Raw genomic sequence first — 23,435 nt, forward strand, 5'->3', positions numbered from 1 at the left:
TCATAAATGGTGGATGAGTCATAATATGATCATTCTAGTGGATGTCCATAAATGCCTGTCACTCCCCGAAAGAATATAGGTAGCAGCAGGAATAATGTCAAACACTCAACAGCGTGTTTTCTTCCTGTTCCAATAGTTTAATAGCTGTTTTGCGGATGAGTTCAGGAAGTACATGGAACGTATACGGTTTATAGACTCGCTCCGTCCACTTATGACCGTCTTTCCCGTAAACGCCCATGTTCACTGAAGCGATATTCAGTTCACGAATGCCTTTAATCGGGACTGGGTAAATCGATTCCCATTCCGGAAAATTATTAGTCAAAGAACTGATTTCTTCATCCGTTTCATGCAGGGAAAGAAAGCTGCCATCTGCCAAATAAGGGAAAAACTTTTTCAAGGCAAATTGTTCACCGGTTTGTTGTTCCGTTTCCGCTAATACTTCTTTGATGGATTGCAGAAGCTTTGCATCACGGTCATTTTCTTCATTCAAATAATTGTGCGGTAAATAAGGCGGAGCAAAGAAAATGATGACCCTTGGCTTTTTATTCGGATCTAGATTTTGCAATGCTTCCACGATTTTAAAGCAACGTTTTCTTGGTTCCATATGCTGATGTTCATTTTGCACTTCTTTTGCCGTTCTAGCAGCAGGAAGTCCTTTGCTTTCCAGCTCTTTTATAAAATCCGCTAAACTCGTGACTTCGATGTACCAAGAAAGTTCCTTTCCTGGTAAACACGAACGCTTGAGAAATTCCTGGTACTGTTTAAATAAATAATACTCAGCTTCTATACAGGCTTCTCTTGTGATAGCCGTAAGCTTATCCATCACTTCTTTAGCTGTTGATTCATAAAGAAAATAATTAAAGTATAAATAACTGCTTGTCGCAGTCTGTACCGTATAAAACTCTTTATTATCACGCTGCTGCAAGCATGTTGGCGGCAGTGTCAGTTCGCCTTCAATATTTTCTGCCAGCTCTAAATTGTTATGGATACGGCGTGTGATTTCTGCCGCAACAAAGTTCGGGTCAATGCTTGAAAGCGTATCGCCTACATGAGACTCGCGCCCATATACATAAAAGCTTGGTAGAAGCTTCCCGGCTGCTCCTGTATAAATATAGCGGTGAGGATCACCTTCATAAAGAGGGGTGATAAAATCATTATTAATGGCTGATACGTAATCCAAATCGTACACTTCTTTTAACCTTTTCAATTCTGGGATGGCCGTAATAATACCTTTATGCTGGCTTTCCTCGTCAGGATTCATCATCAAAAGGATATTGCCTGATAGCTCATCTAAATGTTCGGTGAAATACAAAACATTAGCGAGGTGTACTGCAGCTCCGCTCTTCATGTCGACAGAGCCTCTTCCAAACATCCAATCCCCAGATTGAGCATCTGCTTGCACGTCGCTGTCTAACTCGTATGTGGAAAAAAACGATTCCAAAACATCAGGATTTACAGCATCAGATTTTAAATGACCGAAGTCCTCAATTCCTACCGTGTCAATATGAGAGTGAAAAATAACGGTCTTATCGGACGCTTTCTTTCCTCGTACGAGAGCAAAGATATTTTTCCTTCCAACCGTATCATTTGGAACAGGCTGTTCCCATACAAAACCAGGGTTTTGTTTAAAGTAAGGAAAGCTTTGAAGAACTTCTTTAATAAAATCTGCTACAGCACTTTCACCTTCTGTCCCATTAATGCTTTGAATTCCCACTAGGTGTCGCGTCAAAAATTCAACCTGTCCAGGTATATCTTTTTTCTGTAATTGATGATACACACCCTCACTCCTCATATTCATCATTATGGAAACGCTTTCTCTTTTTATCTAGCTTAAGACTTATAATATTGGGTAATCAACAGAATCGTCATTACTATATTATTTTTTCTTTACTACTATCATTTTTTGACTCCTCTTTCTTTGCCAGTATACATTTATAGAATAATATACAGGCTACCAAAAATCCTATCCCATAAAATAATCCAACTCGTTGAGTGGGGTCAAAAGCAAGGAATACTAGAATCAGCAAGCAAAAACTTATACAAAACAATGGGACAAATGGATAAAAAGGTACTTTGAAATGTAATTCTTCCGATTTCCCACCCGCTTTTATAAACTTCCTTCGAAACATATATTGTGATAAAGCAATTCCCATCCATGAGATTGTAACGGAAATACCCGCAATAGACATTAGTAATACGAACACAGTATCAGCAGCAATAAAGCTAGTTAATAACGACAAAAGTGAAAAAGTTATGGTAAATAACAGAGCATTCAACGGCACTTTTCGCTTAGTCAAAATACCAAACATCTTGGGTGCCATTCCATCATGTGCCATCGACCAAAGTAAACGTGAAGATGCATAAAGACATGAATTCCCAACAGAAAGTATAGCGGTCAAAATAATGAAATTCATGATACCTGCTGCATACGGAACCCCCGCTATCTTCATTAAAGTGACAAAGGGACTTTCTAATAAACCCAATTCAGAAGAAGGGAATATGGCAGAAAGAATAATGATAGACGCAATGTAGAATACAATGATTCTAAAAATTACATTTCGAATGGCCCTAGGGATGTTCTTTTCAGGATTTTCACTTTCCCCTGCTGCAATTCCTATTAGTTCTGAGCCTTGATAAGAAAATATTACATTCATCATTGTGACAAAGACAATGGCAATACCCCCTGCTGGAAAAAGGCCTGTAGGAGCCAGATTATCCAAGAATGGGGTTGGACGATCTGAGAAAGAGACAAAGCCAAAGATGCCCGCGATTCCAATGATGATAAACAAGATTACTGCAACGATTTTTATTCCAGCGAACCAATATTCCGCCTCTGCAAAACCCCTTGTTGTTAATGCATTCAATGTAAATAAAAGCACAATGAACACAGCACACCAAATCCAGGTAGGAACATGAGGGAACCATTGTTTCATCAATATTCCTGCAGCGGTAAACTCAACTCCTGCAGTTGCGGCTGAACCGACGAAATACATCCATCCAAGCGAAAAACCAGCGGAAGGTCCAATATAATCAGCAGCATATTTTTGGAATGATCCTGTAACCGGCATATGAACGGCAAGCTCGCCTAAACAGACCATTACCATATACAAAATAAGACCACCGGCTAAATAACCCACCAGAGCTCCTCCGGCACCTGCTTGATTAATTGTATAGCCTGCATTTAAAAAAAGGCCTGTACCAATAACACCACCGAGTGAAAGCATAAATAAATGACGGCTTTTCATAGAGCGTTGCAGTTGATCATTGTTCTCCAGAACATTTCCCATATTATCACGTCCTTTTCTCATCCCTTATTCCTTCTTCTCCCTACTTACCTTAGAATCTCAAAGAAAGACAACTAAGACCGCCATCTTGTTTTTGGAATTCTGACATTTCCACTTCAATCACCGTGTATCCCACATCTTCAATCTTTTTCTTAGTTCCCTCAAATCCTTTCGGGATAATAACGTAGTCGTTCATCCGGATGCAATTACCCGCATATTCTTCTTCCTCTGTTACAACGATTCGATTATAGCTAGTAAAAGCCTCGTGATTGATGAATTCTCCAGCCACTAATAAATTATTGTCGCCTAAATAATTTACTCCTGTTTTTAGGTGAAAGAATTTCTTAAGAGGAATAACGGTCGTATCACATCCATATTTACCCATAATCTCTTTAAACTGCAGAGCTCCAGCTTCATTGGTTCTGGTAGAAAGGCCGACATAAAAACGATCTTCAACTTGCATAACATCTCCGCCATCTAACATTCCAGGGGATTGAATATATTCAATTGTGTCATAAAAGTCCTTTAATACTTCTTTCATTTCAATAATTTCACCATTTCGGCTTTCTGCACCAGGATTGGTTATAAGGGCACATTTTGGCGTCAACACCGCCGTATCTTCTACAAATGTTGAATCAGGGAAGTTTTCATCCATTTCGAGTACGGTCACTTTCACACCACAGCGTTTTAAGGCTTTTACATAAGCGACGTGCTGTCCAAGCGCTTTATCATAATTTGGGGTTCCTAAATCGGATGTAGTTAATCCATTTACAAAACTTTTTCCTATCTTTCGTACAATCGCCTGTTTAAACATATATATTCCTCCTAATATAGTGAACTTTTAAAATAAGGGACGTGTATTAAATGGACCCCCCGTACATTTAAATGAAATTTCTGTTCCTTCCTATTTGTTTCTTTCACGAGATGCTGTTCAATCCGTTTTATGTAATGGTTTTCCAGCAAGCATATTACATCTTCTTAATGTAGTAGATAACACACGGCAACTTATTGTTTCTTTTCGTTATCAGAAACTTCAATTGGATTGGTTCCTCTATTCAGCTGCAGTTTCCCCATACAGGCTTGAGAGGAGAATAGACAACGCACCCTTTCCATGAAGAAGAGGAAGCATGATTACTTTCTAACTAGGTGACGAAATTTACTTTCAATTTTCTAATCACTTCATCATTGGTCAGATCCCCTCTTGCTGCAGGCAAAGTGCACTCATCCGTCAATAGACATATCCTCCTTCAAATCTTCCTGTACCGGTTATCGCTCTTAAAATAGGTTTTTCTTTACTTTTTAAGTAATTTGCTAATGTTATGGATTCATAAGTATTGTTATTCCGGGTTTAGCTTTCACTCAATCTTGTGTGTTAGAGAATCAAATCCTACGTTGGCATCGTTTAATCTAGATTCTTCCGAAAACCTTACAGAAATGATAGGATGCCTTTATAACTGCTCAACCAAACTCTTCATTAAACTCTCCAGCATAATAGGAGTATGAACAAAGGCACTATCGATGTGAAGGCGCTCAGTACGCTGGTGGGCATCTTTTCCAAACGGTCCGACATTGAGCACGGGCGCTTGAAGTTGAAGCATATCAGCGAAAGGAATGCTGTAAGTATCGCCCCAGACTGGCGTATTCCGTTCAAAAGCCGTCCAGCCGTCAGCCTCATCACTATATTGAACATAGCTTAAATCGCAAAGGCCATTAAAATAATGAATTTGGCTGACTTCTACATCAAACTTGCCGGCGGTTTCCTTTATTAATTGAACAGAATCGATGATAAGCGGGTCATCGGACGCATTGACCGCCGGATAATATGGCGGCGCAAAAAGCAATACGATGGCCGGTGCAAGTTCCTGACATTGAATCATCAATTTGTCAGCGATTCGGAGTGATTTATCCCGCTCATCCCAATCCATGTTTCCTTGGACTTCACTCTTTATTTTCTCAACAAAATTCCCACCAAGTTTTCCCTCTGCATAAGAAAGTAATTTTTCGTAGCGCAACACTTTCACTTCGCCTACACCTTCAATTTGTTCTCGTCGGCAAAGAGCTTTATATGAATCATTGCACATGTGTGCCGCTTCCTGTGAAACCTGTTCGAATAAATTCATAATTTCAGCTGCACTTCTTTTCATAAGGAAAACATTATAAAGCGCTGCTGCACGATAAGGCGTCTGTGTTGAATATTGTAATTTCAAATCTTTTTGCTGGAGCGATACGGGTAAAGGTGTTTTCTCTCCAAGGTCACTTTCCTGAAACAGAGGGTTCCACTCCATGAGCTGCGTAAGGAACGTGGAAATATAGTTGGCTGTTATTCCCTTTAATGGTTCACCTACGTGAGTTTCTTTCCCATAAAAAAGAGCAGCCGGCATGATTTTCCCCATCGTTCCAGAATAAATATAATGTCTATCATCCCCCGGTTTCTGTGAAAAAGATGGTTCACTATTAATAAACATTTTATAAGAAAGATCATATTTATCACGTAAATTCACAAGTTCTTTAACTGCCGCTCTCATTCCCGCGGAATTCACTTCCTCATCAGGGACGGTTAACAGCAGCAAATTGATCGACCATTGCTCGGTACTTGCTTTTTCAATGAGAGACATATGAAGGGCAAGCCCCATTTTCATATCCATTGTTCCTCTTCCAAACAAGTACTTTCCCGATTCGAGATCAATGCGCGCTTCTTCCGGTAAATCATCTTTTCGATCATGAAGTTTCTTTGTGAGCTCCTCCGGTTGAAAAGCAAGAGTCTCTAGATCGCCGTATTCTTCAGTCTGAACCGTATCAAAGTGGCTAATTAATACAACTGTCTCCTTTGCTTCAGGATGTTTGTAAAAGGCATTGACAAAATTCCTCCCCAGATCAGCTTTGTGAAGTGATAAGTGCTCTGGATTCTTTTTAAAATAATCAAGTTCACTTAATTTCTCTTGAACTTCATAAGGGAATGTGCGTTCCCCTTCTGTATGTGTACGGCTTTCCCAACTAACTAGTTCGCATAACAAAGCACGAAGCGTTTTCGGGCTACCCCATAGTAATTGACTCATTGAATTCACCTTCCGGATTAAACAAATGTATGAGTAGTCTTGAAAGATTCAAGATCATAATGAAATGATTTGTTCATTCATCCCAGCATAGGACGAACCACCTTCCATTTCTCTCAATTTTCTGATTTTTAAAAGCGCAGTGACAGGCAGCTCAATCCACCGTCTTGTTTTTGGACTTCCGACATTTCAAGTTCAATCGTTTTATAACCAGCATCATTCATTTTACGTTTCGTTTCTTCATATCCCTTTGGAATAATCACATAGTCATTTACGAGGATACAGTTTGCTGAGTATTCGTCTTTTGCTGAAACCGTTATTTTCTTGTATTGTGCAAAATCTGGATGATTGATAAATTCACCTGCAGCTACAATTAAGTTATTGCCAAGGTAGGCAACTCCTGTTTTCAGATGGAAGAACTCTTTTAAAGGAACAATCGTCCCTTTATAGCCTTCAGATTCTAAGATTTCCTTTAACTGGCGGGCACCTTCCTCATTTGTACGATCGGAAATACCAATATAAAAATGCTCTTCGACTTGAAGGACATCTCCTCCATCTAATGTGCCTGGAGCGTTTATATAGTGAAACTTTTTATAGAAATCCTTCAGAACGGACTCCATTTCTTTTATTTCACCGTTTCTTGTATCAGCTCCCGGATTAGTGATGACGGCAAATTCCTGAGTCAAAACAGCGGTATCTTCAACGAATGTTGAATCGGCAAACTCCTCGCTTGCCACCAAGGTTGTAACTGAAACCCCGCATTTTTTTAAAGCTTCTACATATGCAGCATGCTGCTCCAATAATTTTTCATAATCTGGTTTTCCATAGTCGGATGTTGTTAATCCATTTACATAACTTTTTCCTGGTTTTTTTACAATTGTATGTTTAAACATCTTTTATTCCCCCATTTTTATATATTTGTGCGCACAACCGGACAGGTTAAACAGGTGGGTCCTCCAGTGCCTTTATAACTGATTTCATTTCCTTTGTATTCATATACTGTGGCCCCGGCATCGAGAAGCTTTTGCTTGGTGTAAGCGTTGCCACTAGACATTACACAAACACGCGGGGCTAATGCAAGCACATTGCAACCTAGGTTCATATACTCATCATCCGGCACTTCGATAAGCTGAATGCCACGTTCTATAAGCAGTTTTCTTAAAAAGACTGGCATAAGACGAGAATGAACAACCGCTAAATCATGGTCGACCATGCTGATGAAAGACATAAGATGGAGACATTCTCCTTCGCCCTGATCATGCGAAAGCTGGACAACGATGAATTCATCGACAAGATGGGCAGTCATTTCTTTTAATTGTCGAATCGCTTCAGCGTTTGTTCGATAGCCATGTCCGACAGCAAGTGTCCGGTCATCAAGCCAAACGATATCCCCGCCATCAGCGACAGCATCACCAGTCAAAACACCAATGATCGGGATGTTCTTTTCCTTACAAAATTCCTTGTATACATTTGCTTCAGGCTGCCTCAATTCTTTCCCAGAATTTAAAATTATGGCTCCTTCGCTTGTGAATTTGACAGGGTCATGTGCATACAAAGAGTCCATGCCCACTTCCGAAGATGCGGGTAAATAATCGATGTTTGGAACATATTTCTCCAAAATGGAAATAAAGTCACCAAACTCTGTTAAGGCTTCTTTGAAATCTGGCTCTTCTGCATAGTTGAACTTCCTCCATTCTTGGCTTATATGCTCTTGACTAATAAAAGCGTCGTTTGGATGTTTTACAATGACACGTTGCAATGGTTTGTACATAGACGAACAATAGTTCATTACATTCCTCCTTTTTCCGCATAACGGAAAACAATTCCGCTAATAGGAAATTTTCTTAAATTATAAAATTAATTATGGTATACTGTCAATATGTTTTAAATTTTTAGTTTTTTTATGTTACTCGTAAATGAAAGATAGGTGGTAAGTTTATGCAATCAATTGACCGAGCCATGAACGTTATTAAGGTTTTAGTTTCCAACTCATCGGAAAACAGGCTATCTATTACGGAACTATCCCAAGAATGTGATCTTCCTGTTAGTTCCATGCATCGTTTGTTAAAAGCCATGTCCAAACACGGTTTAATTCAACAAGACGAACAATCCAAACAATATGGTTTAGGTAACATTTGGCTCGAATATGGTCTGCGTATGTATGACAAAATGGATTACATCAGTCAAATAAGACCTGAACTGGAAAGACTTATGAACATAGTAGAGGAAAGCGTCTATCTAAGTCAGCCAATAGAATTGGAGTCACTTATCATCGAACGAATCGATAGTGAAAAAAACCAAATCCGAGTTTATGATCAGCTCGGATCACGTGTCTCTATGCATCTTGGAGCCGCTAATAAGGTGATGCTCGCCTTTATGCCATATAATCAAGCGGAAAAAATTATAGATGCTCTTCTCCCAAAACAAGAAAGACCTGATTTTTGGAAAACACTGCAAGAGACTAAAATGAAGGGATACGGAATCAGTCACAGTGAAAGAACAGAGGGTACATCTTCTGTTGCTGTTCCGATCTTGAACCATTTTGGGGAAGTACACGGGGCAGTGAGTATTGGCTTTGTCAGCTTTAACTTGACAGAAGACAGGCTTGATTTTCTCATTAAGAATGTGATGGAAACTGGCAAACGAGTTTCCACAAAATTGGGTTATAGTGGATAAGTTCAATATCTGTATTGGAGAAAGTAACTTTTGAAATTGTGGACGATAGAATATAGTACCTGTGAACTTACTTCACGGTGAGGAGTTATAGGGGGATCGCTCATGAAAAAAAATAGACTCTACAAACAACTTCTGAATGCCGTTCAAAGTGTTTTATTCAAGAGAGATTCCTAAAACTACTAAAGAAGATGAAAATATGATGGAAGAATTGGTGAAGGAAAAGTCAAAATAAGAGAGTGTATTCTGCAAAAATACATGATTTAATTAGATGGAATGAGCAAGTATGCACCCGAATAATCGGGTGTTTTTTTATCAAGGATATCGGATTCTTTTAGAGGTTTATTATCATGCGGCATCTTGGAAATCCAAATGCTGATTAGCTTTTCCTTTGCATTCTTTTCCCTATTCTGCATTAAAGTTAGGAATTTAACAGTATAATCATTTACCTTTGGTACTATTTCTAAAATTATCGTAATCAGATTTAATGTAATGAAATACCTTTGCGTTGCCATCATGGTCTGGATGAGTTATTTTTAATAACCTTTTATATTCTGCTACCATTTCTTTATTACTCGCCATTTTTGAAAGCCCTAATTTTTTACTGTAATCATTTGATTGAGTAGTAGAGTCAAAATTGTACTTGTGTCTTATATTTTCTTTTACTTTTATTAATTCATTACTTAATTCAATATTTTCTTTTAATAAATCCTTTGTTTCAGTTTGTAATTCACTTTTCTCATTCTTTAGAATTACAACTTCCTTTTTAAACATATCTCTTTGTTGGATCAGTATTTTTTTTGCATTCTCATGAAGTTCTTCAATTCCTTCTATATGCTTATCTTGTGCTTGTATTTTTAATTTTAATCGCTGGATGATTTCGTCCTTATTTTGATTTATAGACGGCTTTGAGGCTGTGTCATCGATTATGTATCCAGTCTTCCGCTTTCCGTTTCCCTCGTATTTAATCTTACCTTCACGCAGCCAACGTCTAACAGTTTGAATACTAATACTATCTGTTACTCCTGCGTCTTTTAACAAGTCAAAGGCTTGATCTGTATTTTCCATTATGTATCCAGTTATCCGATTCCCGTTTCCACCCTCGTATTTAATCTTACCTTCACGCAGCCAACGTCTAACAGTTTGAATACTGATACTTTCCGTAACACCCGCATCCTTTAACAGATTGAAAGCTTGATCTGTGTTCACAATGTACCTCCGTGATTTTCTCATAGGTTATTATCATTCCGTAATGTAAGCTAATGTTTTAAATAATAGCATAGCTATTTTCTATACAAAGAACAAATAGATAAATAATAGATGACAAATATAACAGAAGCATAACGATAACATATCAAAATTAAAATAATGCTAGAATAATCGACGTGCAATAGTATAGGCTTACCTTCCCGTATTTCTTTTTGGATTGAAGGAATTCACAAGGCATCTAAATCGGAGGCTTTGTACTGTATTGGAGAAAATATGGTGGATTACACAAGCTACCCAATTGTATATTTCATGAGAATTCTCGATCTTCATTATGAAAACTGAGTCCCCTCTTTGTTTTTTCTAATCCTTTTATAAGTTAAATACCAACATTTTTTTCAGATTAAGAACGTGCCCACACAAAGGGAAAACCGATGATCTTTACCTGCATAAGAAAAGACGATCCTACTTACTGAAGAATCACATCCTTACATCGCGTATTTACAATGTTAAGGATTTCAGTATTAAAAATCCCAATCTCTCTCTGTGATATATATGAGAAATTGGGATTTAATCATTCAACAATTGCGCCCTACGTCGGGGATCACGGGAAATACTTTTATACAAGCATCGCCTTATTAGTTTTGTTGCCCCTCTGTGTAAACTTGAAAGGTAACACCGAATTTGTCGGAAACAATTCCATAAGCTGGGCTAAAAAAAGCTTCCTGCAGCGGCATTTTTACTTGTCCATCTTGCGACAAGGATTCAAAAATTTGTTTTGATTTTTCGACATCATTAGTTGAGATACAAATCGTAACTTGATCACCCATTTGACTGGTTTGACCCGGAAACATATCAGAAAACATGAGGTCAGTTTCCCCAACTTTTAACATTGCATGTGACACAAGGTCCTTTGCTTCTTCTGGTAAAGGAAAATCGGGGTTTTCAGGCATTTCTCCAAAAGTTTGAGTAAAAAGGACCTTCGCATCCAATGCTTTTTCGTAAAATTGGATCGCTTCCTTCGCATTTCCATTCATCATTAAATAGGGAGATAAACGCATTGTCATAATTAAACAGCTCCTTGGTTCTTATTTTTTTACATAGCTTGAGAAACTTCCAAGCCGCTTTTTGAACTTGTCAGTGATAGTAACCACATTTTATATTAAGGAACGTATGTTCGTCAATAAAAATTAATTGAAAACTAACAATTCTCCCGACTCATTTGTTGGGATTCTCTTCGATTAAATCCAATGCCAATAATGATTTTCTCTATCATTGTTCAAAGCAAAACCGGTAAAATCTTATCAATCTTACCGGTTTTAGTATACTTATCTAGAAATTAATGGATCTCTAATGTGCTAAAATGCTTTCTAATGTTTGACCTTTTTTTTGATGAGGTTATTGCTTGGAAGCTGTCTTCTCTATGTGGCCAATCCCTTCAGCTTTACTGCGGGGTGAATCGGATCGTATTCACCATAAAAAAATACAAGGGAAACCTTACCCCTTGTACCACTTTACAACGTTAGTCTTAATCCTACATTTCAAAAAAATAATACGTCAAACATTAACTGTTTGTGCGGTCTTTACATATTCCTTATGAATCTGGGCGGCAATAATATTTTTTTGTATTTCAGATGTTCCCTCATAGATTGTTGCGATTCGGGCATCACGGTAATATCTTTCAATTGGATAATCTTTAATATAGCCTAGTCCTCCATGGATTTGCACAGCCTTGTCGGCAATGCGATTATAAACTTCAGATCCAAAAAGCTTTGCCATCGCTGCCTCTTTGATTACATTCATTTTTTGATCGACCATCCAAGCAACTCGGTAGGTCATTGAGCGTAATGTTTCAATATCCAATGCCATATCCGCTAAATAATGCTGGATAATTTGCTGTTCAAATATTGGTTTTCCGAACTGCACGCGTTCATGGGCATACTTGACCGACAATTCGAACAATTTTTGGCAAGATCCAAGGTTCCGAGCTGCCAATCCAGCACGACCATTAGCCAGGATTTTTAGTGCATTTACATATCCCAAACCTATTTCACCAAGTACATTTTCGACTGGTACTTCACAATCTTCAAAAAAAATTTCAGAAGAGTGGGAACCGCGCAATCCCATTTTTTCTTCGGTCTTGCCAATCACTAATCCTTTAAAATCTTTTTCAACGATAAAGGAAGTGATTCCTTTTGCCCCCTTTGTCGGATCCGTAGCGGCCATGACCGTAAATACGTCGGCAATGGGGCCATTTGTAATATAATGTTTTGAGCCATTTATAATATATTTATCTCCTTTACGGACAGCATTAGTCTTTAATGCCACTGCATTTGAACCAGCACTAGGTTCAGTTAAAGCAAATGCTCCAATTAGGTTTCCTGCTGCCATTTCCAGCAAATATTTTCTCTTTTGTTCTTCTGTACCCATCTCAACGATTCCGACCGAGCCGATACCTGTATGCGCACCGATTACTGTTGTATAACCGTTATGCGTACGACCAATTTCTTCGTAAATCGCACATTTCCCTACCATATCTATCCCTAAACCACCATATTCCTCAGGAATACTTAGACCAAATAAACCAATATCCCTGCTCATTTTCATAATATGTTCTGGAATTTTATTTTCCTTTTCAATTTGATCTGCTAGTGGATCCACAGTATTATCGACAAAATCCCTAATTGATTTTTTCATTTCTAATAATTCAGCTGAAAGGGTAAAGTTCATTATAAACACTCCTTTAATTTTACAAGCTTTAGAATTTTTTATTTTTATAGCACACTTACCATCAATATGTATTCAAGTTAGAGGAACATGAATAGGTGGAGCCAGTCAACAAGTACGAACATTAACGAAAAGATGTTTTTTAATGGAGCGGTCAACTTTAATCGAGAATTACACCATTTATAAAATTCTTACACATTAAACTAATGGTTCATATGGGAAAACATCAGCGCTTACTTCAAGTGGGGTAAAGGCTGATTGTAAAGATCCTTTAATAGACTTGATGCTATCTATCGACCAACCTTCTGAATTATAGACGGATCGAACTGGTCGAGGTTGAGAAAAGACCATAATTTCTTTTCCTCTAACACCGAAGATTTGTCCTGATACGTCAGCTGCTTCATCTGAACTTAGGAAAGCCACTAAGGGTGCAATATGGGCTGGTGACAACTGCTGGAGCATTTTCACTCTTTCCTTTTCCTTTTCTGTGTCTGTTGGGATAGAGCCAATAAGACGACTCCAAGCGAACGGCGCTACCGCATTGGCCGTTACATTATAGCGGGCCATGTCTAGAGCAGTAATTTTGTTAAGTCCAGCAATTCCTAGTTTTGCGGCTGCATAGTTAGCTTGGCCTAAATTTCCTATTAAGCCTGATGTGGAAGTAAAGTTGATAAAACGGCCACTCTTCTGTTCTTTAAAGTATGGAGCAGCAGACCTTGTCATATTAAACGAACCCTTTAGATGAACTGCGATAACGGAATCCCATTCTTCCTCACTCATTTTGAATAGCATGCGATCTCTTAAAATACCGGCATTATTAATCACTATGTCCAAGCGTTTGAATTCATTTAATGCTGTTTGCACAATATTATTAGCGCTTTCATATTCGGCAACTGAATCATAATTTGCTACTGCTTCTCCACCTAACTCTCTTATTTCCTGTACCACTTCGTCTGCCACTTTTGAATCGTTACCCTGGCCATCAGATCCGCCACCAAGGTCATTCACAACTACCTTTGCTCCTTCTTCAGCTAAATATAAGGCGATATCCCGGCCGATACCGCGTCCAGAACCTGTGACTATAGCGACTTTATTTTCCAATTTATTCATATTAATCCGACCCTTCTAAAATAATTTCCATTTATGATCTATACATTCACGGGAAAACTTTCTTCATATTCAGCAAGTAATTGTTCACGAAAATTCGGGTGAGCAATTTTGATTAACGCTTTAGCCCTCTCTCTAAGTGATTTTCCAAACAAAGAGGCAACTCCAAACTCGGTTACAACGTAATCAATTTCTGACTTTAAAGAAGTTACATAGGAAATCTTGGTCTTTATTCGGGACTGTGTTCCTTTTTTCACTGTGGAAGGTAGAGCAATAATCGCCTTTCCTCCTTTTGAAAATCTTGCTCCGCGAATGAAATCCATTTGACCTCCAACTCCTGCCATGGTGAAGTCGCCAACTTGCTCAGCATTAACTTGACCGAATATATCTACTTCCAGTGCTGAATTGACAGAATGAAAATTACTTATTTTAGATATGATCGCTGCGTTGTGTGTATAATCTGTGGAATATATTTCTATAGATTCATTAAGATGGCAAAATTCATATAATTCTTCTGTACCCGTTATGGTTGCACATATCGTTTTGTACTGATTGATCTCTTTGTTCTCATTGGTGATGACTCCCAGTTCTATTAATTCCTTTACCGGGTCTGTGATCGATCCCGAATGAATCCCTAAACCCTTTTTGGATTTAAGGGATAAAAGAATACTATCAGCTATTTTACCAACCCCCAATTGAATGGTAGAATAGTCAGGTATGAGTTCTGCAACGAATTTACCAATAGCCACTTCCTCTTCACTCGGTTCTCCAGAAGGTATGGAAAGTAACGGTCGATCGGAAAGTACAAATTGGTCAATCTCTGATATATGCAGTAAAGTGTCTCCATTGGTTAATGGCATTTGGCTATTCACTTCAGCGATCACATATGTCGCTTTCTTTATCAATGTTTGCACAATATCTACAGATATACCTAGATTACAATATCCTGCATCGTTTGGAGGTGAGACCTGGATTAGCGCCACATCTATTTTTTCATGTTTAATCCAACGAGGTATTTCTGAAAGATTAACAGGCAGATATTCACATGCATCATTTAAAAATGCTTTTTTCAATAGGGGCGAACTTAAAAAAGTACGTATTTTAAAGTGTGGATGGCAATCTGTATCGGCGTAGACGCATGGACTCCCGATCACCATGTTATACAGGAAAACATTCTTAAAACGATCCTTCTGTCGAACTAACTCCTCTACAAGTGTTTGAGGTTCATTACAGAAAGGAGCTAGAAATACTTTTTGAAAAGAGTGTATGGTTGATATCGCCTGCTTAGCGCTTACTTGACGGGTACTATATACAGCATCCCATGTTTTATTGACCACGATTGATTCGCCTCCGCAAATTCTATATTCACTCCATCTAGTATAAGAAATACGGAAATAATCGGTAATTGTAATTAAACTTGTAAATTTTCAATTATCGAGGTAATTCCTAAGCCGCCGCCAATACAGAATGTAACCAATCCGTATTTTTCTCCACGCCTTTCCATTTCATGAAGCAATTTTGTTACCAATACTCCACCGCTTCCCCCAATTGGGTGCCCCAAAGCAATGGCTCCTCCATTTACGTTAACACGATCCATATTAAGCCCAAGTTCTTTTATGACGGCAAGTGATTGAGCTGCAAAGGCTTCGTTCAATTCTATAAGTCCAATGTCATCTAGCTTTAAGCCAGCTAATTGCAAAGCTTTACGAGTTGATGGAGCAGGACCAATTCCCATGATTTCCGGAGACACACCAGCTACTGCCTGAGCAATGATTTTCGCCTTTGGCTTTTTACCGTAGCGATCGGCTGCCTCTTCAGACATCAACAATATGACGCCTGCCCCGTCGTTACGACCACTAGTATTGCCGGCTGTAACGGTTCCGTTCTCTTTAAAAACTGGCTTTAACTGAGATAGCTTTTCCATGCTTGTTTCTCTTGGATGCTCATCGACTTTAAATTCAAACGTCTCTTTTTTCGTTTTCACTTCATAAGGAACAATTTGATCAGTGAAAAGTCCCTCTGAAATGGCCCTTTGAGCATTTTCTTGGCTTCTTAAGGCAAATTCGTCCTGTTCAGTCCTGGAAATAGAATATTTCTCCGCTAAGTTTTCGGCTGTCATGCCCATTGTCAAATTTCCATATGTTTCGATAGGCTGTGCACGAGGTTGACTCTCAGTATTTGAATCTAGTATTTCTGCATTCCCAGCCCCAAACCCGTAGCGGGCGTTTCGGAGGTAATATGGCGCTGTACTCATACTTTCAGCACCACCGGCAATGACAATATCAGATAGTCCACACATGATCTGTTGGGTGCCATTATTCATTGCCTGAACACCGGATCCACATTGGCGATGAACAGTATATCCAGGAATTTCAACCGGAAGCCCCGCACGCAATAGTGCTAGACGAGCTAAGTTTGGCTGATCAGTACTTTGTTTTGCCTGTCCTATAATTACTTCATCAATTTCATTTTTATTTATTTCCGTTCGAACTAAAATTTCGTCAATTACTTTGGCGGCTAAATAATCCACTTCTATGTTCTTTAAAGTTCCTCCCATACGACCAACAGCTGTTCGGACGGAGTCAATGATTACTGCATTTCTCATTTTAGCTCTCCTATTCTATTCTTATCTTTATTAACATGTAGAAAGGCTTTTCGCATAGGGACTTATTTTGACTAATTCATTAAAATCAACACCGGTCTGACACTCCATACTCGTGACCATATCCAGTATTTCTTCCGTTGCAACATTCCCTGTAGCCCCTGGAGAATATGGGCAACCACCGAGTACACCAACGGAACTATCAAACTTGGTTATACCTGTTTGCATGGCGGCAACTGCATTCGCCAATGCCATTTTGCGGGTATCATGAAAATGACCAACAAAGGTGGTGTCAGGATATAAGTCTCGCAATCTTGAAAAGCGTTCGTAAACCATTTTGGGGTCTGCTTGCCCATTCGTATCTCCTATATCAATTTCATCGGCACCGAGTTTTATAAAGCGATCACAAACATCATTTACTTCTTCAAATGATACCGGACCTTGAAATGGACACGAAAAAGCCATTGAGATATAGGCACGAATGAACATCCCTTCTTTTTTTGCCCGAGCAAACATGGGCTCACATTCATCTAAGGATTCGGAGGTCGTTTTATTAATATTTTTTTATTAAAATCAGAACTCGCTCCTACAAATACAGCAATTTGCGGTACTTCAGCTACAATGGCTCTTTCCAAAGCTTTGAGGTTTGGTGTTAGGGCAATTTGGATAATACCAAGTTCTTTACAAAAATGTGCAATTTCTTCAGAATCAGCCATCTGTGGTACCCATTTCGGATGTACAAAAGAAGTTGTTTCCATCCGGAGAATCCCCGCTTTCGCCAACCTTGAGATCAACTCTTTTTTCTTTTCTGTAGGAATGGCAACAGGTTCATTTTGCGGTCCATCTCGGGGTCCTACTTCAATAATTTCGATTTCCTTTGGAAAAAACATTTTCTGCCACCTCTCTTAATACGATCTCGGCATCCCAAGCACATGTTCCGATACGTAGGAAAGGATTAAATTGGTAGAAATTGGTGCAACTTGATATAGTCTAGTTTCCCGGAATTTTCTTTCTACATCATACTCCTCTGCAAAACCAAAACCGCCGTGTGTTTGAAGTGCTGCATTTGCGGCTTCCCAAGATGCGTCTGCTGCTAAAAGTTTGGACATATTTGCTTCGGCTCCGCACTTTTGACCAGAATCGAATAATTGAGCTGCCTGGAAACGCATTAGATCGGCTGCCTCAATATTAATGTGAGCCCTTGCAATGGGAAATTGGACTCCTTGATTTTGCCCGATAGGCCGATTGAACACTACTCTTTCATTAGCATAATTGGTTGCGCGCTCGATGAACCAGCGGCCATCTCCGATACATTCAGCTGCGATAAGGATTCTTTCTGCATTCATTCCATCTAAAATGTATGAAAAGCCTTTCCCCTCTTCCCCAATTAGGTTTTCTACAGGAACTTCCAAATCTTCGATAAATAGCTCTGTAGTAGCATGGTTCATCATTGTACGTATAGGGCGAATCGTGATGCCATTTCCTACCGCTTTCCTAAGATCGACCAGTAAAACCGAGAGGCCATGCGTCTTCTTTTGAACTTGTTCGAGTGGGGTTGTACGGACTAATAAAATCATTAAATCTGAATACTCTGTACGTGAAATGAACACTTTTTGCCCATTGACGATATATTTATCCCCTTTACGTTCTGCAAAAGTTTTTAATTTGGTCGTATCTGTTCCAGTAGTAGGTTCAGTGACTCCAAATGCTTGTAACCTTAGTGATCCATCTGCAATTTTTGGTAAATATTTTGCTTTTTGTTCCGCATTCCCATGACGAAGGAGTGTCCCCATTGTATACATTTGGGCGTGACATGCTCCGGCATTTCCACCACAACGATTAATTTCTTCCAAAATAATAGAAGCTTCTGTGATTCCTAGGCCTGAGCCACCAAACTCTTCAGGGATAAGAGCTGCTAAAAATCCATTTCTTGTAATCTCATTAACAAATTCTTCGGGATAAGCTCCTTTAGCATCTAGTTCTCTCCAATAAGAATCAGGGTATTTACTACAAACACTACGAACACTTTGTCTTAATTCCTCGTGAAATTTAATATTTTCCTTTACACTTGTTCCAGTCATTTGTAATTCCTCCTAGTATGAATCGTCTTTTCATTGTTCAAATGCAGGTTTATGTTGTTCTAAGTAGCCTTTTAATTTATTTTCCAACAAACACAGGAGTGCGTTTTTCAACAAAAGCAAGGACTCCTTCCAAACGATCATCTGTGTTTATACAGCGATTGTAATAATCTATTTCTACTTTTCTCGCTTCTTCATTTGTCATCCCGAATAGTTCATCAACGGATGCTTTACAATTTTGGACCGCAAGAGGGGCGTTATTCGCTACTTTCTCGGCTAATTGGATTGCTTTTTTTCGTAGATCACCGGATTTTGTCAATATATTAAGAAGTCCAGCTCGATCAGCTTCCTCACCTGAGACCAATTTACCTGTGCACACCCATTCTTTGGCTCGATGAACATTGATTCTCTTGGAAAGTAATCTTGTTCCGCCACCACCTGGCATGATTCCTCTTGTCACTTCTGGAAGGCCAAATATTGCTGTATCAGCCGCTACAATCATGTCGCAATTTAGCACAATTTCAAAACCGCCTGCTAATGCATACCCATCCACAACCGCAATAACTGGTTGCTTCATATCAGCGATGCTATTAAACATTTGTTGAAACAATTTGTGTTGGATTTTCCATTCTGTTTCTGTCATGTTATTTCGTTCTTTTAGGTCAGCCCCTGAGCAAAATGACTTTTCGTTAGAGGATGTAATCATAACGACCCTAACATCACTTTCTTCAATAGTTTGACATATCCCAAGAATTTGTTCGGCCATTTCGGATGTAAATGCATTTCTAGCTTCCGGTCGATTCAAGACAATTTCTGCAATAGTTTCTTTTTCTCCAATGCGTTTCCATTCAACAAATGCCATATGGTTCTCCTCCTAGTTAAAACGTGAAAAGTCTATCTATTTTTTGAATATTCAGTCTTATTTAATTGTCTTTTCCCTATAACTTCTTTCATTCTCAGGTTCTCTATACTTTTTGTTGAGTATTCTAATTCTGATAGAATTTCCTCTGTATGTTCTCCAAGCATTGGTGAGTGTGTATGTATTTTTCCCGGTGTTTGAGAAAATTTAATCGGAAAACCAAATTGCTTAATGACTCCAGCAACTGGGTGGTTCATATCTGTAAACAATTGACGTTCAATAATCTGAGGGTCAGAGAAGATTTCATCTATATCATAGACAGGTCCTACACATGTATCCTTTGTTTGCAATAATTCAAGCCATTCTTTTTGATTCTTTTGCTTGAATAGCTCTGACATTTCTTTCTTTAATTGTTCTTGAACATCATCTGATCCATTTTGGAGTTCAATCCACTCTGGTTTCCCTACAAGCAGACAAATTTCTTTCCAAAATTTCTCTTCAGAAGCCCCAACGGAAATGTATTTTTTATCCTTCGTTTCATACACGTCATAAAAGGCATATTGTCCGGACAGGCGAGTTTTTCCTCTTTCCGGGACTGAACCTGAGGCAAAGTAGTCTGAAGCTGCAGCATATAACCATGAAACCGCACCATCTAACATGGATACATCAACATATTGCCCTTCGCCTGTCCGCTCTTTATGTAGGAGTGCCATACTGATTCCGGAAAGTGCCATTAACGCACCACCGCCGATATCTGCAATTTGCACGCCAGGGACAACCGGTTTTCCATCTTTTTGACCAATAAGACCTAAAATTCCGCTATAACCTATATAATTGATATCGTGTCCAGGTAAATTACGATATGGTCCAGTCTGTCCATACCCTGTTAATGAACAATAAACAATGCCTTCATTGATCTTTGAGATTTCATCATATCCAATCCCCAAACGGTCCATTACGCCTGGACGGAAACTTTCTAAAATGACATCAGCGTTTGCTGCCATTTTTTTAAATATTTCTATACCTTCATCAGACTTTAGATTCAACTCAATGCTCTTTTTATTTCGGTTTATCGTTAAATGTCTGGCTCCAATTCCTTTAATGGCTGGTTTTCTCCAGCGAATATAGTCACCACGACCCGGTTCTTCGATTTTTATCACTTCTGCACCGTAATCAGCCATCATTAATGAACAATACGGTCCCGGCAGTAATCTTGATAAATCTAATACCTTGATTCCACTTAGTGCACCCAAGCTTTCCCCTCCTTCAATATCCTTTTATGATAATATATATGAAAAATCTTTATTACCTTCGACAGAACACTCGTCTGTATACGCTTACATTTCTGATAAAATACAGGAAGCTTTTTATGCTTCCCATTCGTTCATAAAACTTTAAAAATCCTTAATTTTTTTACTTATTTCATCCGCAGCTCCTTTAATTAAGCTACCGATAGAATGCAGATCTTCTTTTTCGTACTGGGACGAAAACCCTATTACTGCAATGGACATTTCCACCTTATTTTCATGACTGAAAATTGGTGCAGCAATTCCACATAAACCTTTTATGTATTCTCCGTATGTAATGTGGTAGCCATTTTTCCTAATATGATCAATCTCTTGTTCAATCACGTGTATGTCTTCTTCAGAAAATGTTTTTAAACCTTGTTCTTTTTTTAAAAAATATTCTCTCGATGATTGATCTATATATGCAAGAAAACACATCCCAAATGAACCATCCGTAATTGAAAAATGTCTGCCTACTGAAACACTCACTCCAAAATCATTTGCTTCCACTTTTGCTACAATCGCAAGCTTTTGTTCACCAATTTTATTAACAAGTATCGAGGTCATCCCTGTTTCTTTCGTTAAATTTTCAAGATGCGGCATAATTATGTTTATATAATCTAAATGTTCTTTTGCTCTTTCACCTAGGACAACTAAATAAGGACCTAGCGTATACCTTTTTTTATCATCCAAATATCGAACGATTGATAGTCCTTCTAAACTTTGTAATATTCTAAAACAAGTTGCTGGACTCAACGAAAGAGCATTTGCGATTTCTGTAACCGTGCTTTCGCGAAAACGATTACGACTTAATAATTTAAGGATTTCAAAAGCATTTTCCACTGCGGGTACTGAATACTTCCGTTTTTCTTTAGGTTTTAGATTTTCCATCATGTGCACCTCTCAAGATTAATTTTATATAGAAAAAAATATTTTGTCAATGAAATAATATAACATTCACACAATTCAGATGTATTTTTATAGAATTATAAAGTTGAATTCTCATTGAACCATTAACTAGTATGGACATCATTGTAATAGACTTTACTGGATTTGGATCAAAACAATACCACAACTAAGTCCTCAAATACGCCAACGAAATCAATTGCGGAGCTACCCAGAGTATTTACTATGAACTGAGCTATTTGGATATGAAGCTGGTCCTTTTCATAATGCTTATCGTCAAGGAAAGTTGGGCTATCTGAAGTGGCTCATAACTCTTTTAGTTGCTTAATATGCTAAATTATAGTGACTCTATATTCTAGCTTTAAACCTATATCAATAACAAGTATGGCTAATAAACGCCAATGAATAAATGGATAGTGTAAAAATAGAAGTTGTTGTTACTATATGAGGGGGGATTTTAAATTGATAAATAAGTACTGGAACAAGTAACCATCTGCCTCCAATCCCAAAAAGGATGAGATATCACCCAATCCCACAACCTATTAGCCCTAAAGTGAATTTGTTACGAAGGTTAAAGGCCATATTTCTTTAAGAGAAAACTGCCAGCAACAATAAGCAGAAATACAAATATGTAAACAAATAATAATTGAAACAATATTGGGAGGCTCTTAAGCAATGAATACAACCGTTTAAAAAATCCAATAATTAGTCGTTTTATAATTTTCATCATGTTAATAATATGGCTAATACAAATGATGGTTATTCAAGCAAAAAACTTATAGCTCACAGTGCGAATGCACACGTATCTTATGATTGGTAATACAGCATTTCATCAATACTTGGAGGTTCTTTGTCCATTCGTTTTCTTCCCTTTTCTAGCTAATGTACAATCCAAAACCATCCGTACAACTAAAACAGCGCTCGCATTATCAAAAAGAGATCACGGATCACCAAAAAATAAAAAAATACCAGAAATATAATCCTCAAATAAGGTTTGAATGAAAAAATGGCTTTAAATTTGCTTTTCATCCGTAAAATCGAAAGGAAACATCACCTATCCTTCGTACAAAATGAAAAAAATTTATTTGACAAATCGCTTAAAAAATATTATCTTTAATTAAAGATAAACTAATTCGAGATAATTCATTATTTTTTTCGCAATAATCTCGAATTAAAAATATCTAAATTCAATATAAAATCCAGGAGGAATCATAAATGATTGGTATAGGTTTATTAGTTATACGTGTAGTAATTGGTTTATCGTTTGTTGGTCATGGTGCTCAAAAATTGTTCGGTTGGTTTGGCGGTCATGGCTTAAAAGGTACTGGAGGCTGGTTTGACTCGATTGGCATGAAGCCAGGAGTTACCATGGCCCTATTTGCTGGTTTATCAGAGCTAATTGGCGGTGCGTTATTTGCTTTAGGTCTTCTTACACCACTAGCAGGCATATTAATTGCACTTACAATGCTGGTTGCAATCGTTAAAGTTCACGGTGCAAATGGATACTGGGCAACCCAAAACGGTTATGAATATAATCTTGCCATCCTTGCAGTGGCGATTGGTGTAGCGATAACTGGAGCTGGCCCCTACTCACTTGATTCCTTTCTATTTTAAAGAATGGAGCATAGAATAGTAATCCATACATTATTAAAAC

Annotated in this window: 20 protein-coding genes; 2 read left to right on the forward strand and 18 right to left on the reverse strand. The window is 38.2% G+C overall.

Annotated features, from left to right (window positions below):
- Positions 1 to 97: 97 nt before the first annotated feature.
- From LQ203_RS17615 to LQ203_RS17640, 6 genes are all read right to left on the reverse strand, one after another.
- Positions 98 to 1,777 carry a M20/M25/M40 family metallo-hydrolase gene (locus LQ203_RS17615; RefSeq protein ID WP_230159659.1) on the reverse strand — a complete coding sequence of 560 codons (1,680 nt, stop codon included), beginning with the start codon at positions 1,775 to 1,777 and terminating at the stop codon, positions 98 to 100.
- Positions 1,778 to 1,871: 94 nt separating this feature from the next.
- Positions 1,872 to 3,308: an amino acid permease gene (locus LQ203_RS17620; RefSeq protein ID WP_230159662.1), complete on the reverse strand. Its 1,437-nt coding sequence runs from the start codon at positions 3,306 to 3,308 to the stop codon at positions 1,872 to 1,874.
- Between the two features lie 28 nt (positions 3,309 to 3,336).
- Complete coding sequence (locus LQ203_RS17625) at positions 3,337 to 4,098, reverse strand: arginine deiminase-related protein (protein ID WP_230159663.1); 762 nt, start codon at positions 4,096 to 4,098, stop codon at positions 3,337 to 3,339.
- Positions 4,099 to 4,732: 634 nt separating this feature from the next.
- Positions 4,733 to 6,340 (reverse strand): M20/M25/M40 family metallo-hydrolase, encoded by a 1,608-nt coding sequence (locus LQ203_RS17630; protein WP_230159666.1) that lies wholly within the window; start codon positions 6,338 to 6,340, stop codon positions 4,733 to 4,735.
- Between the two features lie 128 nt (positions 6,341 to 6,468).
- Complete coding sequence (locus LQ203_RS17635; RefSeq protein WP_230159675.1) at positions 6,469 to 7,230, reverse strand: arginine deiminase family protein; 762 nt, start codon at positions 7,228 to 7,230, stop codon at positions 6,469 to 6,471.
- A gap of 17 nt (positions 7,231 to 7,247) precedes the next feature.
- Positions 7,248 to 8,126: an arginine deiminase family protein gene (locus LQ203_RS17640; protein ID WP_230159684.1), complete on the reverse strand. Its 879-nt coding sequence runs from the start codon at positions 8,124 to 8,126 to the stop codon at positions 7,248 to 7,250.
- A gap of 149 nt (positions 8,127 to 8,275) precedes the next feature.
- Between LQ203_RS17640 and LQ203_RS17645 the strand changes: the two genes are divergently transcribed.
- On the forward strand, positions 8,276 to 9,013 hold the full coding sequence (locus LQ203_RS17645; RefSeq protein ID WP_230159686.1) for an IclR family transcriptional regulator: 738 nt from the start codon (positions 8,276 to 8,278) through the stop codon (positions 9,011 to 9,013).
- Positions 9,014 to 9,451: 438 nt separating this feature from the next.
- Here LQ203_RS17645 and LQ203_RS17650 read toward each other — a convergent pair whose 3' ends face one another.
- From LQ203_RS17650 to LQ203_RS17700, 12 genes are all read right to left on the reverse strand, one after another.
- Positions 9,452 to 10,219, reverse strand: coding sequence for a hypothetical protein (locus LQ203_RS17650; RefSeq protein ID WP_230159688.1), 768 nt, complete (start codon positions 10,217 to 10,219; stop codon positions 9,452 to 9,454).
- Between the two features lie 635 nt (positions 10,220 to 10,854).
- Positions 10,855 to 11,283 (reverse strand): VOC family protein, encoded by a 429-nt coding sequence (locus LQ203_RS17655; RefSeq protein WP_230159696.1) that lies wholly within the window; start codon positions 11,281 to 11,283, stop codon positions 10,855 to 10,857.
- Positions 11,284 to 11,773: 490 nt separating this feature from the next.
- Positions 11,774 to 12,946, reverse strand: a complete 1,173-nt coding sequence (locus LQ203_RS17660) for an acyl-CoA dehydrogenase family protein (protein ID WP_230159698.1) — start codon at positions 12,944 to 12,946, stop codon at positions 11,774 to 11,776.
- Positions 12,947 to 13,141: 195 nt separating this feature from the next.
- A complete protein-coding gene (locus LQ203_RS17665) occupies positions 13,142 to 14,053 on the reverse strand; it encodes an SDR family NAD(P)-dependent oxidoreductase (RefSeq protein WP_230159700.1) in 912 nt (303 codons plus the stop codon).
- Between the two features lie 38 nt (positions 14,054 to 14,091).
- Positions 14,092 to 15,387, reverse strand: coding sequence for an acetyl-CoA hydrolase/transferase C-terminal domain-containing protein (locus LQ203_RS17670; RefSeq protein ID WP_230159702.1), 1,296 nt, complete (start codon positions 15,385 to 15,387; stop codon positions 14,092 to 14,094).
- 74 nt (positions 15,388 to 15,461) lie between these two features.
- The gene (locus LQ203_RS17675) at positions 15,462 to 16,655 is read right to left on the reverse strand and encodes a thiolase family protein (protein WP_230159704.1); all 1,194 of its coding nucleotides are present in this window, start codon (positions 16,653 to 16,655) and stop codon (positions 15,462 to 15,464) included.
- Positions 16,656 to 16,685: 30 nt separating this feature from the next.
- Positions 16,686 to 17,168, reverse strand: a complete 483-nt coding sequence (locus tag LQ203_RS27365; RefSeq protein WP_253074195.1) for a hypothetical protein — start codon at positions 17,166 to 17,168, stop codon at positions 16,686 to 16,688.
- A 14-nt stretch (positions 17,169 to 17,182) separates the two neighbouring features.
- Positions 17,183 to 17,542 (reverse strand): hypothetical protein, encoded by a 360-nt coding sequence (locus LQ203_RS27370; RefSeq protein WP_253074196.1) that lies wholly within the window; start codon positions 17,540 to 17,542, stop codon positions 17,183 to 17,185.
- A gap of 15 nt (positions 17,543 to 17,557) precedes the next feature.
- Entirely contained in the window at positions 17,558 to 18,733 is a 1,176-nt protein-coding gene (locus LQ203_RS17685) for an acyl-CoA dehydrogenase family protein (protein WP_230159706.1), read from the reverse strand.
- A gap of 76 nt (positions 18,734 to 18,809) precedes the next feature.
- The gene (locus tag LQ203_RS17690; RefSeq protein WP_230159708.1) at positions 18,810 to 19,592 is read right to left on the reverse strand and encodes an enoyl-CoA hydratase-related protein; all 783 of its coding nucleotides are present in this window, start codon (positions 19,590 to 19,592) and stop codon (positions 18,810 to 18,812) included.
- A gap of 32 nt (positions 19,593 to 19,624) precedes the next feature.
- Entirely contained in the window at positions 19,625 to 20,842 is a 1,218-nt protein-coding gene (locus LQ203_RS17695) for a CaiB/BaiF CoA-transferase family protein (RefSeq protein WP_230159710.1), read from the reverse strand.
- 141 nt (positions 20,843 to 20,983) lie between these two features.
- Complete coding sequence (locus LQ203_RS17700; RefSeq protein ID WP_230159712.1) at positions 20,984 to 21,766, reverse strand: IclR family transcriptional regulator; 783 nt, start codon at positions 21,764 to 21,766, stop codon at positions 20,984 to 20,986.
- Positions 21,767 to 22,996: 1,230 nt separating this feature from the next.
- Between LQ203_RS17700 and LQ203_RS17705 the strand changes: the two genes are divergently transcribed.
- Complete coding sequence (locus LQ203_RS17705; protein WP_230159714.1) at positions 22,997 to 23,395, forward strand: DoxX family protein; 399 nt, start codon at positions 22,997 to 22,999, stop codon at positions 23,393 to 23,395.
- The last annotated feature ends 40 nt before the right edge of the window (positions 23,396 to 23,435 follow it).

It is taken from the genome of Peribacillus sp. Bi96, assembly GCF_918698115.1.
In the GTDB taxonomy this organism is placed as follows: Bacteria; Bacillota; Bacilli; order Bacillales; family DSM-1321; genus Peribacillus.

Coding starts and splice junctions, on each gene's coding strand:
- LQ203_RS17620 (WP_230159662.1), bottom strand. CDS start 3,308: ATGAGAAAAGGACGTGATAATATGGGAAATGTTCTGGAGAACAATGAT.
- LQ203_RS17625 (WP_230159663.1), bottom strand. CDS start 4,098: ATGTTTAAACAGGCGATTGTACGAAAGATAGGAAAAAGTTTTGTAAAT.
- LQ203_RS17630 (WP_230159666.1), bottom strand. CDS start 6,340: ATGAGTCAATTACTATGGGGTAGCCCGAAAACGCTTCGTGCTTTGTTA.
- LQ203_RS17635 (WP_230159675.1), bottom strand. CDS start 7,230: ATGTTTAAACATACAATTGTAAAAAAACCAGGAAAAAGTTATGTAAAT.
- LQ203_RS17640 (WP_230159684.1), bottom strand. CDS start 8,126: ATGAACTATTGTTCGTCTATGTACAAACCATTGCAACGTGTCATTGTA.
- LQ203_RS17645 (WP_230159686.1), top strand. CDS start 8,276: ATGCAATCAATTGACCGAGCCATGAACGTTATTAAGGTTTTAGTTTCC.
- LQ203_RS17655 (WP_230159696.1), bottom strand. CDS start 11,283: ATGACAATGCGTTTATCTCCCTATTTAATGATGAATGGAAATGCGAAG.
- LQ203_RS17660 (WP_230159698.1), bottom strand. CDS start 12,946: ATGAACTTTACCCTTTCAGCTGAATTATTAGAAATGAAAAAATCAATT.
- LQ203_RS17665 (WP_230159700.1), bottom strand. CDS start 14,053: ATGAATAAATTGGAAAATAAAGTCGCTATAGTCACAGGTTCTGGACGC.
- LQ203_RS17675 (WP_230159704.1), bottom strand. CDS start 16,655: ATGAGAAATGCAGTAATCATTGACTCCGTCCGAACAGCTGTTGGTCGT.
- LQ203_RS27365 (WP_253074195.1), bottom strand. CDS start 17,168: ATGTTTGCTCGGGCAAAAAAAGAAGGGATGTTCATTCGTGCCTATATC.
- LQ203_RS27370 (WP_253074196.1), bottom strand. CDS start 17,542: ATGTTTTTTCCAAAGGAAATCGAAATTATTGAAGTAGGACCCCGAGAT.
- LQ203_RS17685 (WP_230159706.1), bottom strand. CDS start 18,733: ATGACTGGAACAAGTGTAAAGGAAAATATTAAATTTCACGAGGAATTA.
- LQ203_RS17690 (WP_230159708.1), bottom strand. CDS start 19,592: ATGGCATTTGTTGAATGGAAACGCATTGGAGAAAAAGAAACTATTGCA.
- LQ203_RS17700 (WP_230159712.1), bottom strand. CDS start 21,766: ATGGAAAATCTAAAACCTAAAGAAAAACGGAAGTATTCAGTACCCGCA.
- LQ203_RS17705 (WP_230159714.1), top strand. CDS start 22,997: ATGATTGGTATAGGTTTATTAGTTATACGTGTAGTAATTGGTTTATCG.